The following is a 13,225-nucleotide window of genomic DNA, read 5'->3' on the forward strand; positions in this document are numbered from 1 at the left end:
TCGAATCCGATATTCTCCACAAAACAAAACCGTAAAATCTTTTAATTAAGAGTTTACGGTTTTTTATTTTTAGAAATTATCTGATTACTTTTTAAGACTGCTACAAACTATTTTGGATATTCAATTTTTCCTACTTGTCGCATCACGCGTACAATTTTAGCTTTTCGCCTGTTGATATACGTGGAAGAACTAGTCGCCGAATATTTTCTTGGATTGGGTAATATCGCGGCTATTCCTGCAGCCTGGATTAGTGTTAAACTGGAAGCATCTTTTCGATACCAATGTTCAGTGGCTGCTTGAGCTCCATAGACACCATTTCCCATTTCGATACTGTTCAAGTAGACTTCCATAATGCGTTCCTTTCCCCAAATGATTTCAATCAGAAGAGTGAAATATGCTTCCAATCCTTTTCTCAAATAACTGCGGCCTTGCCAAAGAAATACGTTTTTGGCCGTTTGTTGTGATATTGTGCTTCCTCCTTTTATTCTTCGGCCTCGTTCATTGCTTTTATACGCTTTTTGCATGGCTACAAAATCAAAACCATTATGTTTCAGGAACGTTCCATCTTCACTGGCAATCACGGCTTTTTGAAGATTTATCGAGATGTTTTCAATAGGTTCCCAGTCGTGGCTGAAGAAAACTTCTTTTCCTGCAGTTTTATTTTCAATTGCACGAATCACCATTAATGGGGTAAACGGAACGGGTACAAATTTAAAAAATACCACAAAAAATAAAGAGAGTCCGATGAACCACAACAATATTTTGAATAAAAAACGAATTAGTTTGCTCATAAAAGAGGTTGTTTCTTTTTTAATGGGTTGTTTTGATTTCCTGGGTGTTATTTTCGTTGCCATTATACTAAATCTGCTAATTCTGTTCCAATTAAACTTCCTATTGCCACTCCCATTCCACCCAATCGTACACCGCAATAGACATTATCTGACAGTTGTGAAACGATAGGACTTTTGCTGTTACCAACACCCATAATGCCGCTCCAACGGTGTGCAATTTGGAAATCCTGATTCGGCAAAATTACTTCTTTTAATAATTGTTCCAATTTATTTTGGACAATTTCTGTTTGTCCAAATTCAGTTGTATTTTCCGTTTCAAAATCCAGATTTCTTCCTCCGCCCAGTAGTATTCTATCGCCAATATTCCTAAAATAATAATACCCTCTATCCAAGTGAAAAGTTCCTTTTATATTTAAGTTTTTGATAGGATCCGTAATTAAAACTTGTGCTCTGGCCGGTTTAACCGCACCATTTGTCAATGTATTAGCAAAACCATTTGTTGCAAACAGTATTTTCTGGGTACTAAAACTAAAATCAGCAAGTGCCACTTCCACTTTATTCCCGTTGTCGAAATAGGAGGTAACGGTTTGTTGATTCAGGATTAAAATATTTTTAGAAACCGCTTCTTTCAACAACGCCTGCATCATATTTCCGGTATCTATTTGTGCTTCAAACGGATTGAAAACTAAATATTCCTCTATCCCGCTAAACCCAAAACAGTTTACTTCCATGGCGAAAACATCGGCTTTGAAAAGTGGTCTTAAGATTTCATTGATAAATGGTAATTTCCCAGCACATTCATTATAGCTACTTTCATCTGCTTTTAAAAACAACTCATATCCGCCGTACGGTTTAAAATCTATCGTGTCATCACCCAATCTTTTTCGCAACAACTGCAAGCCTTGCCACCGTTTTTGAACGAGATGAATGACTTCCTCTTCCGAGTGGGATTTTAAATCATCGATGATTTCTGAGAGACTTCCAAAACAAGCAAAACCGGCATTTTTAGTACTCGCGCCCTGCGGCAACATTCCTTTTTCCAACACTAGAATTTTGCTTTCAGGGAATCTTTCGCGCAAGCGTAATGCAGCATGTAAGCCCACAATACCGCTTCCTACGATGGTATAATTTACATCAGTAAACCAGTTTTTCAACTCCCAATAGCTCAAATCCATGTTTATATATTTTTATAAAAATAATAATTTTTTGGAGCTAATACCGCTATCCGTTCTAAATAAATTCACTGAACTCCAATTAAAATAAAAGTAGTGTGAAGTAATCTTTTATTTTTTAAAGAAAAAAACAAAGGGGTTTCCACTTTTATCGGGGCTAAAAAACAAGTATTAAAAACAAAAAAACATCAAATTAAATTGGCTAATTTTAGCATTCGAAAAAATAAATTATTAAAATGAACAAATTCCTATTTATACCTTTATTAATGATGAGTTTAAATGCTATGGCACAAAATGTAATGACTCCAGAACTGCTCTGGAAACTAGGAAGAGTAACCCCTTTAGGCATTTCCAAAGATGGAAAAAATGTAGTGTATAAAGTAACAACTCCTTCTGTTCAAGAAAATATATCGGATACAAAATTCTACACTTTACCCGTAAATGGCGGAAATCCAACCGAAGTAAAAGATACCGCAGCCCTGTTAAAAGACAAAAACAGTTCTCCTGACGGGAAATATATCGTTTACAATGAAGAAGTAAAAATGGAGAACGTTCATGGAAAAGATTTTTATCCAGAATTAGTAAAATCAGATGTTCAAATCTATGACGGATTGAATTATCGTCATTGGGATACCTGGAATGAAGGCAAATACAACCATGTTTTTTATAAAGAAAACAAAGAAGGCGCCATGGGAATTGACATTCTGAAAGGCGAAAATTTCGACAGTCCACAAAAACCTTTTGGTGGTGATGAAGATTACATTTGGTCGCCAGACAGCAAAAGTATTCTGTACGTAAGCAAGAAAAAAGCAGGAACTGACTATGCTCTTTCTACCAACACCAATATCTATGAATACAACCTGAAAACTGGGAAAACCAGCAATAGAACGGAAGAAAACCTTGGATATGATACCGCTCCACAATTTTCTCCAACCGGAAATTTGACTTGGTTGCAAATGAAACGAGATGGGTATGAGGCAGATAAAAACGACCTGATAGTTAGTTTCAAAGGAATGAAAATGAACTTAACGGCCAATTGGGATGGAACAGTAGACAATTTCATCTGGAGTAGTGACGGGGAAAAAATATTTTTTGTTGCCCCTGTAGACGGAACAAAGCAGTTGTTTGAAGTTAATTTTCCTGGTCTGACCAATCCAGAAGCTTCGGGAGCAATTACCGTTCGCCAAGTCACCAATGGAGAATTTGATGTCAATGATTTAGTTGGGTTTTCCGGTGATAATATCATTGTAACGAGAACCGACATGAATCATGCGGCAGAACTTTTTTCTTATAATCTGAAGAAAAAGACTTGGAAACAACTGTCTAATGTCAATACTACAATTTATAATTCTTTGGCGCTAAGCAAAACCGAAAGAAGATATGTTACGACAACAGATGGCAAAAAAATGTTAGTTTGGGTGGTTCTTCCTCCTAATTTTGATGCTTCAAAAAAATACCCAACGCTTTTGTATTGTCAAGGCGGACCTCAATCTCCATTGACACAATTTTATTCCTTCCGATGGAATTTACAACTGATGGCTGCCAACGGCTATATTGTTGTGGCTCCTAACCGTCGTGGAATGCAAGGTCATGGCGTGGAATGGAATGAGCAAATCAGCAAAGATTGGGGCGGACAAGTAATTGATGACTACCTGTCAGCGATTGATGCTGTTGCTAAGGAAAAATATGTTGACGCCACTCGTTTAGGATGCGTTGGTGCCAGTTACGGCGGGTATTCTGTTTTCTATCTGGCCGGAATGCACAACAACCGATTCAAAACCTTCATTGCCCATGATGGTGTTTTTAACACCCAAAGCATGTTTGGAACTACCGAAGAAGTTTTCTTTAGCAATTGGGATTTTGGCGGTGCTTACTGGGAAAAAGACAATGCTGTAGCGCAAAAAACCTACACGACATTCAACCCAATGACTCTGGTAGAGAAATGGAACAAACCTATTTTAATTATTCAAGGCGGAAAAGATTTTCGTGTACCAATAGGACAAGGACAGGAAGCGTTCCAAGCAGCACAATTACGAGGAATAAAAAGTAGATTTTTGTATTTCCCGGAAGAAAATCACTGGGTACTAAAACCTCAAAATGCGCAGGTTTGGCAAGGTGAATTTTTCAAATGGCTCAAAGAAACCTTGTAGAAATCATTTTAAAAATAGGAAGCCTCACTTTTTCGTGGGGTTTTTTGTTTGTGTCAAAATATTTTGAATACCTTAACTTTAAATAATTTTGTAATTTTTATCTTTGAAAAATGAATAACAAAAAAAGTTATATTCCGATAAAAGTTTTCCTGAGTTATCTGGTTTTGGCGGTGCTTTTTGCCAGTGTGGGCTGGTTTTTATACTCCGAGAACAAGAATTTTTCAAAAACCGAAGAAAGAATTACCGAGGAAAGCAATACTATTTTACGGGTTAGCAACTTGCTCTCTGATACGTATGAAACGGAAAATTTAGCTCGAATAGCCATTCAATCAGAATCAGAAAAAGATTTTAACAACTATATTAAGAAAAATATGCTGTTAAAAGCAGAAATTGATTCCTTGAAATTGTTTGTCTCCACACCACACCAAATCACTTTACTAGACAGTGTCAAGCAATTGCTATCTAAGAAAACGATAAATATCCAGCAACTAAAACTTATTAAAAATAAAAGTGAAAATGAAGATGCGGTGGACGACGCGATTGGTGATTTGACTAAAATGGAGTCTTCCTTGCGGAAACTGGAATTAGAAGATTTTGTAAAAGATCCCGCCAGAATGGGAATTTATCAACGAAATGTCCTTCAGAAATATGTTGCCTACTTAAATCAAAACATTCCGGATGATAGTACCAATACGTTAAGTAAAAAAGCAACCGATTCTATTTTGACGGTTTCTAAAAATTTATTAAATGAGGTAAAAAGAGAAACATCCCGAAAGAAAAAATTATTGAATTTTGAGGAAAATAAATTATTGCAAAATGAACTTTCAATCTCTGACCAGCTAAGAAAAGTCCTTAACATTATAGAACGGGAAATTATAATAAACACCACAAAAAATTATTCGGATAGAGAGAATTCCTTAGCAAAAACGAATCAAATTGTAACCTCTGCGGCTATAATTGGATTATTGCTTACTTTGTTTTTTTTGATTATAATTCTAAATGATTACTCAAAAACCCAATCCTATAAGAAACAATTGGAGGAGGCAAATCTAAAATCCAAAAAATTACTTATTAGTCGGGAGCAACTCATTGCAACTGTAAGCCACGACCTGAAAACCCCTTTAAGCACGATTATTGGCTATACGGAATTATTGGGAAATTCCGATTTAAGCAGTAAACAATGCTATTACACCAAGAACATCAAAGGTTCCTCCGATTATATTTCACAATTGGTTCAGGATCTATTGGATTTTACTCAAATTGAAGCTGGGAAAATCACGATAGAAAAAATCCCGTTTTCGCTGTACGAGATGATTTATGAAGTGGCAAATAGCATTCAATCCGTTTATGCACAAAAACCAATTCAACTGATTGTTGAAATTGACCCTAATCTCGAAAAAAAAATCATTGGGGATCCTTTTCGTTTAAGACAAATAGTATCAAACCTTATTGGAAATGCGTTCAAGTTTACTGAAAAAGGATTCATAAAAATTAGTGTTGAAATCTACTTGGAAACACAATTGATAGCGATACAAATAGAAGATTCCGGGATTGGAATAGCAGAAAAAAACCAAGAACTCATTTTTGAGGAATTCATTCAAGCCGATAAGAATATAGAGAAAAAATATGGCGGGACAGGATTAGGACTTACCATTTCTAAAAAAATGACAGCGATTCTAGGCGGTGCTTTGCATTTGAAAAGTGAATTAGGAAAGGGAAGTTTGTTTACAATCCAAATCCCCTTACTTTTTGATGTCACGGTTTCCGAAAAACAGACTACTGCGAATCCGTCAAAAAAGCACTATACAGCCATACTGATAGATGACGATGAAAGCTTGTTGAAATTAACAACTGAAGTTTTAAAACAAAACCAATATATTGTATTCCCTTTTGCTAGTGCAAAAGAAGCTCTTGATGCGCTATCAAATATTACCTTTGATTTGATTATCACCGATATTCAAATGCCAGTTATGGACGGGTTTTTATTTTTGAAAGAACTCATAGATAATCCCAAATACGAGTATGAAAAACAACCTGTAATAGCGGTCACCGGAAGAAATGATTTAAATCTGAACAACTACACAACCGCAGGATTTACCACTGTAATCAGCAAGCCCTATTCTCCTAATATACTGCTTAAAACACTACAGTCTATTTTGAACAATGACGCAGTTCCCTTTGAAGCAATTCTAAAAAGCAAGCAAACAACTGGGGAAAGGCCTTATTCATTAAAAGTCTTGAACGCTTTTTTATCTAATGATATAGTTGCTTTAAAAGAAGTGTTACTCTCATTTATGAAAAGTACAGCAGAGAATTTAGAAAATTTAGATCGGTCAGTTTCAAACATTGATTTTATGGAGATTAAGAATACAGCTCATAAAATGGGGCCCATGTTCAAGCAAATTTGCGCCTCAGAAATCAGTGTTATTCTAGATGTATTAGAGCAAGAAGACTTAACACTTGAAGAGGTAAAAATGGCTTCAATTAATTTGAAGCTCAAAATAACAGCTCTTTTTGTCCTGTTAGAAAAGGAATTAAACTAATTGATGTTGTATAATTTTAATTTATTATACAGTGTTTTTCTGTTGATTTTCAATAATTTAGCAGCTTCTGTTTTGTTGTTATTGGTTTTAGCTAAAGCTTCCTGAATGACTTCTTTTTCGTTTTGAGACAAAGACAGATCAGAGGTGTCTAGGTTTTCATTTTGAAAAAATTCTGTGGGGAGTGCTGATTTTTCAATGAAATCTCCTTGTGACAAGAGCGTGGCCCTTTTGATGCAATTTTGAAGCTCACGCAGATTTCCCGGCCATCTGTAGTTTTGAAAAATTGTAACTACTTCAGCAGAAAGCCCAATGATTTTTTTGTTTAATTCCTGATTTGATTTTTCAAGAAAAAAATCAGAAAAGAGCATCAAATCTTCGTCACGATCTACCAAAGAGGGGGAATGTATAGAGAACTCATTTATTCTATGGTACAAATCCTCTCTGAATGTCCCATTTTTTACCGCTTCCCGTAAGTCTTCGTTTGTGGCGGTGATGATTCTGATGTCTACATCAATTTCTTTATTGCTTCCTACAGGCTTAATTTTTCTTTCTTGAAGTGCTCTCAATAGTTGGATTTGATTCTCATAGGAAAGATTCCCTATTTCGTCAAGAAATAATGTACCTCTGTTTGCTGCCTCGAAAAATCCAATTTTATCATTTATGGCTCCCGTAAAAGATCCTTTTACATGGCCAAAAAACTCACTTGCAGCTAATTCTTTTGGGATCGATCCACAGTCTACGGCAATGAAATTATTGTTTGTTCTGGAACTGTTCTGGTGAATGCTTTTGGCAATAACTTCCTTTCCCGTTCCGCTTTCGCCGATGATTAAAACTGACATATTTGTTGGGCTGACGAGTTGGATATATTCTGCCAGTTTTTGAGATGCTTTTGAGATCCCCTTCACAAATTCACTAGTCGGTTTTTTATTTTTTTTATTGTCAGTTTTAGGTTCAGAAATTACTTTATCAGAATTAGTGTGCGTTTCCATTTGAAGAGAATTTTGAATAACCAATAAAACTTCTTCGGGATTGAATGGTTTAGAGATATAATCTGCCGCCCCATTTTTCATGGCTTTTACAGCAGTATTCACATCAGAATATCCCGTCATTAAGAGGACGGGAACATTAGGATGGGTACTCTTGATTTCTGACATAAGTTTAATTCCATCATAATTTGGAAGTCGTAAATCCGTAATGATGAGGTCAAATTCATTGTTTTTGATTTGAGATTTTGCTTCTTCAGCTGAAAATGTAGCCATTACTTCATAATCGTTTTTTACCAGAAATTTTTCTAATAATTTACAAAAAGCAACATCATCTTCAATCAATAAAATTTTAGCCATTGTATTTTAACTTTATGGCTAAAATAAAGGTATTAAATTTGTATTTAGCTAATTTTTTGCAAAAAAAGAGAGACTGTTAAAACAATCTCTCTTTTTAAACAAAAACTCACCTAAATTATTTATTTATCCAGTTTCCTTCAGCATCCGCATAAACAGTAGCATTCTGGTCTCCAACTGTAATTTCTAGTTTGTATTCTTTATTTTTATTGATGTATGCTTTTCCCAGAATTGCTCCGGGATATGCTTTTTCCATAGCTGTTTTTATTGCTTGAGGAACGGCTTCTGCTTGTACTTCAGTATATTCTTCTTGTAGTAAAACCGATTGATTTTGTGGGTTTTGAACGGGAAGTATTGTTGCAAATGCGGACATGCTTCCTAAAATAATTGCTGCTGATAAAATTAACTTTTTCATAGTGTTTTTTTTAAATTGTTATTGTTTTGATGCTTTGTTTTTGAATCCATTTCCCAGTTTCATCTGCAAAAAGAATAACTTTTTTCGCTGCTGCAGTAACTTCTAATTTATACTCTTTGTTAGCATTTACGTGTGCTTTGTCCAGAACAGCGTCTGGATGTGCTGCTAGTAAAGCGGTTTTAATAGCATCCGGAACATTTTCTACTTGTACCTCTACATATTCCTCTTGAATGGATAGCGTTTGTACTAGTTCATTTGAAGTTGGAACTGTAGTGGCAAATGCTGTCATACTTCCTAAAATAATTGCTGCTGATAAAATTAACTTTTTCATAGTGTTTTTTTTTAAATTGTTATTGTTTTAATGCTTTATTTTTGAATCCATTTCCCAGTAGCATCTGCAAAAAGATTTCCTTTTTTGTCCCCAACAGTCACATCCAGTTTATATTCTTTATTTGCATTTGTATATGCTTTGTCTAGAATTGCATCTGGGTAAGCCGTTTTTAACGCTTTTGTTACAGCTTCCGGCACTTCTTCATTTTTCACTTCAATATATTCTTCTTGAATTGAGGCTGTTTTTGCTGTTGTAGTTGTTACCTGAGCTGTAGTTGTATATGTTGAAAAACTCGCTATTACAATTGCTGCTGATACCATTAACTTTTTCATACTGTTTTATTTATAGATTATTATTGTTACTTATTATTGTTCAAGTAATTGAAATAATTGTACCAGAGTTATAAAGGAAGGCGCTGTGTCATTAAATATCTGTAATAGAGATGTTTAATGAAATATGTTTTTTTTTAATAAGGAGAAATGTGGGTAAAACGTAGCGTGTTGTGGGTATAAATTACCCGCTTTGTTTTTTTGTAGTGGTTCTAAACAAAAAAACCTTGCATCGCTGCAAGGTTTTTTATTATAGATATGTAAATCTGCTATTCTGGGTCGTTCATTTTGAACGTATCCATAAAAGCGGTTGTGTAATCACCTGCAATATAGCGAGGATCATCCATCAACTGTCTGTGAAAAGGAATGGTAGTTTTTATTCCTTCAATCACAAATTCGTCTAAGGCTCTTCTCATTTTACTAATTGCTTCTTCACGAGTTTGTGCAGTAGTAATTAACTTTGCAATCATAGAATCGTAATTTGGCGGAATTGTATATCCTGAATAAACGTGAGTGTCTAAACGAACACCATGTCCACCGGGCATGTGAAGTGTTGTAATTTTTCCTGGAGAAGGACGGAAATCATTATAAGGATCTTCTGCATTAATTCTACATTCGATGGCGTGCAACTGTGGTAAATAATTTTTACCTGAAATAGATATTCCGGCAGCAACCATAATTTGTTCCCGAATTAAGTCGTAATCAATAACCTGTTCTGTAATAGGATGCTCCACTTGAATACGGGTATTCATCTCCATGAAATAAAAGTTACGGTTTTTATCCACCAAAAACTCAACCGTTCCAGCACCTTCATACTTAATATATTCGGCTGCTTTTACAGCTGCTTCCCCCATTTTCTGACGCAATTCATCGGTCATAAACGGTGATGGAGTTTCCTCGGTCAATTTTTGGTGACGTCTTTGAACAGAACAATCTCTTTCTGAAAGATGACAGGCTTTTCCGTAAGCATCTCCTACAACTTGAATTTCAATATGACGAGGTTCTTCGATTAATTTCTCCAAATACATTCCGTCATTTCCAAAAGCTGCGGCTGATTCCTGACGGGCATCTTCCCAGGCTTTCAACAAATCTTCTTCTTTCCAAACTGCTCTCATCCCTTTTCCACCACCACCGGCAGTAGCTTTAAGCATTACGGGAAAGCCAAAATCTCTTGAAAGCTGTAGCGCTTGTTCATAGGATTCTAAAATCCCAACTGAACCCGGAACACAAGGAACACCCGCTTCTATCATAGTCGATTTTGCAGAAGCTTTATCTCCCATTCTATCAATCATTTCTGGAGAAGCTCCAATGAATTTGATTCCATGTTCTTGACAAATCTTAGAAAACTTAGAGTTTTCAGAAAGGAATCCATATCCTGGATGTATTGCATCTGCATTTGTAATTTCTGCGGCGGCAATTATATTTGACATTTTCAAATAGGACAAGTTGCTTGGAGGTGGTCCTATGCAAACGGCTTCGTCAGCAAACCTTACATGTAAACTTTCGGCATCTGCAGTAGAATACACCGCTACTGTTTTGATCCCCATTTCCTTGCAAGTTCTAATTACGCGTAACGCAATTTCTCCTCTATTTGCAATTAATATTTTTTTAAACATCTTGTTTTGCAATTTTAAATGTTGAATTTTAAATTTTAAATTATTTCAAATAATGAAAAAGCATCATTCAAAATTTATAATTTATAATTTCTTATGATGGATCTACTAAGAATAAAGGTTGGTCAAATTCAACTGGCGACATATCGTCAACCAATATTTTTACGATTTTACCAGAAACTTCAGATTCAATTTCGTTAAATAACTTCATAGCTTCTATTACGCAAAGAACATCTCCTTTAGCGATGCTTTTACCTACTTCAACAAACATCGGTTTATCCGGAGATGGTTTTCTATAAAAAGTTCCAATAATTGGAGATTTTATAGTGATGAAATGAGCGTTTTCTATCGCAGGTACTGCCGGAACAACTGCGACGGGAGCCACTTGTTGTGGAGCTAATGGTTGCTGAAGCACTCCTTGAGCGGGCATTTGCTGTACGTAAGTAGTCTCAGTGACATTTCCTTCTAAGGTTGTTCTGATGGTGATTTTCACGTCATCCATCTCTAGTTTAACTTCTGCAACTCCTGAATTTGCGACAAACTTGATTAGATTTTGAATTTCTTTTAAATCCATAATTATTTGTTTTTAGTTTAAATTTATTTTTTGTCGTATGCCCATTTTAGATAAATAGATCCCCAAGTGAATCCACCTCCAAAAGCAGCCAAAATTATCGTATCTCCTTTTTTGAACTGATGTTCAAAATCACTAAGCACTAATGGTAAAGTGGCAGAAGTTGTATTTCCGTACTTTTCGATATTCATTAATACTTTAGATTCTTCTAAATTCATTCTGTTGGCTGTCGCATCAATTATACGTTTATTGGCTTGATGAGGAACCAGCCAATCGACATCTTCATTTGTCAGATTATTTCTTTTCAAAATTAATTCGCTTGAATCTGCCATATTGGTTACGGCGTATTTAAACACTGTTTTCCCGTCTTGAATAATGTTGTGTTTGTTGTCTCTTACCGTTTCAAAAGAGGCAGGGTTAAGTGATCCGCCGGCATCAATTTTAAGAAAATCTCTGCCAATTCCATCACTGCGCAAGTATTCATCCTGCAATCCTAATCCTTCATAGTTAGGTTCAAAGAGTACTGCACCAGCACCATCTCCAAAAATAATACAAGTAGATCGGTCTTTATAATCCACGATAGAAGACATTTTATCAGCACCAATTAAGAGTACTTTTTTATACCTTCCGGATTGAATATAAGCAGCAGCTGTTGACATCCCAAACAAAAAACTGGAACAAGCAGCCTGCAAATCATAAGCAAAAGCATTTGTGGCTCCAATTTGGGTTGCTACATATACGCCTGTTGACGCTACTGGCATGTCGGGCGTTGCGGTTGCCATAATTAGTAGATCGATCTCTAAAGGGTCAATGTTCGCTTTGGCCAATAAATCCTGCGCGGCTTTTATGGCCAAAAAAGAAGTTCCCTTGTCCTTGTCTTTAAGGATTCTTCTTTCTTTTATTCCTGTACGAGAGGTGATCCATTCGTCATTGGTGTCGACCATGGCTTCAAGAGCTTTATTCGTTAGTACAAAGTCTGGAACATAGGCTCCAACAGCGGTTATTGCGGCTGTGATTGTATTCATTGTATGCGTTTATTTCTAGTCAAATGGTACCATTTGAAAATTTTTAAAAGACTTGAAAATTACAAAAAAAATTCCATTCTCTTTGAATTAGAACTTCTTATTTAACGAAAATTACAAACAACAAAAAAACTCTCACGATGTGAGAGTTCGAATATCATTTACAAAAAATGTATTATGCAACAGCTACAGATTTATCTATAACAACTTGCCCTCTGTAGTACATTTTACCTTCATGCCAATACGCTCTGTGGTATAAATGTGCTTCTCCAGTAATTGGACAAGTAGCAATCTGTGCTACAGTAGCTTTGTAATGTGTTCTTCTTTTATCTCTTCTTGTTTTGGAGATTTTTCTCTTAGGATGTGCCATTTTACTATATTATTTATCCGTTAATAGTTGCTTTAACTTGTCCCAACGCGGGTCAATATTTTCTTCTTCTTTATTTTCTTCTTTTTCTTCCTTTATCGTCAATTCATTGAGTTTTGTCAAGGCTTCAGTCTTTAAACTTCCATCTTGTATGCCCGGATGAACGCGTCTTAAAGGGACTGACAGCACAATCATTTCATAGATATATTGTGCAATATTTATTTCAAACTCTCCGTGGGGCAAAATCAATAATTCGTCGTTGTCATTATTGTAAACCTCATCAAAACGAACGATTAATTTCATTTCGCCCTCAATTGGCAGATCAAAATCTTCGCTGGTAAGATCACATGGCACATTTACAGCCCCTTTGTGATTAAAACGCAACTCTAACAGTGTGCTTTTTTTCTCTAAAACTACATTTACTTTGATCTTTGAATCTTGATATTCATCATAATCAAAGATTTCAAAGAACGCATTACTGATTTGATACTCAAAATGATGTTTCCCTAGCTTTAATCCTATAAAAGGAATTAAATATTCTTTTGTGTTCTTCATTTCAACAACAATTTTCCCTTAAACTT

Annotated in this window: 13 protein-coding genes; 2 read left to right on the forward strand and 11 right to left on the reverse strand. The window is 35.5% G+C overall.

Annotated features, from left to right (window positions below):
* Window positions 1–107: 107 nt before the first annotated feature.
* Window positions 108–854 (reverse strand): monofunctional biosynthetic peptidoglycan transglycosylase, encoded by a 747-nt coding sequence (gene mtgA / locus EKM01_RS01345; protein ID WP_126766411.1) that lies wholly within the window; start codon window positions 852–854, stop codon window positions 108–110.
* Complete coding sequence (locus tag EKM01_RS01350; protein ID WP_126766416.1) at window positions 854–1,966, reverse strand: FAD-binding oxidoreductase; 1,113 nt, start codon at window positions 1,964–1,966, stop codon at window positions 854–856. Before EKM01_RS01350 ends, mtgA begins: the two co-directional genes overlap by 1 nt.
* Before the next feature lie 233 nt (window positions 1,967–2,199).
* Here EKM01_RS01350 and EKM01_RS01355 point away from each other — a divergent pair, with 233 nt between their 5' ends.
* Together EKM01_RS01355 and EKM01_RS01360 are read left to right on the forward strand one after the other, a co-directional pair.
* Window positions 2,200–4,113: a S9 family peptidase gene (locus EKM01_RS01355; RefSeq protein WP_126766419.1), complete on the forward strand. Its 1,914-nt coding sequence runs from the start codon at window positions 2,200–2,202 to the stop codon at window positions 4,111–4,113.
* A gap of 110 nt (window positions 4,114–4,223) precedes the next feature.
* Window positions 4,224–6,656, forward strand: coding sequence for an ATP-binding protein (locus tag EKM01_RS01360; RefSeq protein WP_126766423.1), 2,433 nt, complete (start codon window positions 4,224–4,226; stop codon window positions 6,654–6,656).
* Here EKM01_RS01360 and EKM01_RS01365 read toward each other — a convergent pair.
* From EKM01_RS01365 to EKM01_RS01405, 9 genes are all read right to left on the reverse strand, one after another.
* Complete coding sequence (locus tag EKM01_RS01365; protein WP_126766427.1) at window positions 6,653–7,999, reverse strand: sigma-54 dependent transcriptional regulator; 1,347 nt, start codon at window positions 7,997–7,999, stop codon at window positions 6,653–6,655. The two genes, EKM01_RS01360 and EKM01_RS01365, sit on opposite strands and share 4 nt — an antisense overlap.
* 115 nt (window positions 8,000–8,114) lie before the next feature.
* Complete coding sequence (locus EKM01_RS01370) at window positions 8,115–8,411, reverse strand: hypothetical protein (protein WP_126451975.1); 297 nt, start codon at window positions 8,409–8,411, stop codon at window positions 8,115–8,117.
* 10 nt (window positions 8,412–8,421) lie between these two features.
* Window positions 8,422–8,742 carry a hypothetical protein gene (locus EKM01_RS01375; RefSeq protein ID WP_126766430.1) on the reverse strand — a complete coding sequence of 107 codons (321 nt, stop codon included), beginning with the start codon at window positions 8,740–8,742 and terminating at the stop codon, window positions 8,422–8,424.
* Window positions 8,743–8,777: 35 nt separating this feature from the next.
* On the reverse strand, window positions 8,778–9,074 hold the full coding sequence (locus tag EKM01_RS01380; protein WP_126567914.1) for a hypothetical protein: 297 nt from the start codon (window positions 9,072–9,074) through the stop codon (window positions 8,778–8,780).
* A gap of 266 nt (window positions 9,075–9,340) precedes the next feature.
* The gene (gene accC, locus EKM01_RS01385) at window positions 9,341–10,687 is read right to left on the reverse strand and encodes an acetyl-CoA carboxylase biotin carboxylase subunit (RefSeq protein ID WP_126458062.1); all 1,347 of its coding nucleotides are present in this window, start codon (window positions 10,685–10,687) and stop codon (window positions 9,341–9,343) included.
* A gap of 91 nt (window positions 10,688–10,778) precedes the next feature.
* Window positions 10,779–11,258, reverse strand: coding sequence for an acetyl-CoA carboxylase biotin carboxyl carrier protein (gene accB / locus EKM01_RS01390; protein WP_126458065.1), 480 nt, complete (start codon window positions 11,256–11,258; stop codon window positions 10,779–10,781).
* A gap of 23 nt (window positions 11,259–11,281) precedes the next feature.
* The gene (locus EKM01_RS01395; protein ID WP_126451979.1) at window positions 11,282–12,280 is read right to left on the reverse strand and encodes a beta-ketoacyl-ACP synthase III; all 999 of its coding nucleotides are present in this window, start codon (window positions 12,278–12,280) and stop codon (window positions 11,282–11,284) included.
* A 172-nt stretch (window positions 12,281–12,452) separates the two neighbouring features.
* Window positions 12,453–12,647 carry a 50S ribosomal protein L32 gene (gene rpmF / locus EKM01_RS01400; RefSeq protein ID WP_007137315.1) on the reverse strand — a complete coding sequence of 65 codons (195 nt, stop codon included), beginning with the start codon at window positions 12,645–12,647 and terminating at the stop codon, window positions 12,453–12,455.
* 9 nt (window positions 12,648–12,656) lie between these two features.
* Window positions 12,657–13,199 carry a DUF177 domain-containing protein gene (locus EKM01_RS01405; RefSeq protein WP_126458068.1) on the reverse strand — a complete coding sequence of 181 codons (543 nt, stop codon included), beginning with the start codon at window positions 13,197–13,199 and terminating at the stop codon, window positions 12,657–12,659.
* Between the last annotated feature and the right edge of the window lie 26 nt (window positions 13,200–13,225).

The sequence above is a fragment of the Flavobacterium sp. RSP46 genome (genome assembly GCF_003984825.1).
Lineage (GTDB): Bacteria > Bacteroidota > Bacteroidia > Flavobacteriales > Flavobacteriaceae > Flavobacterium.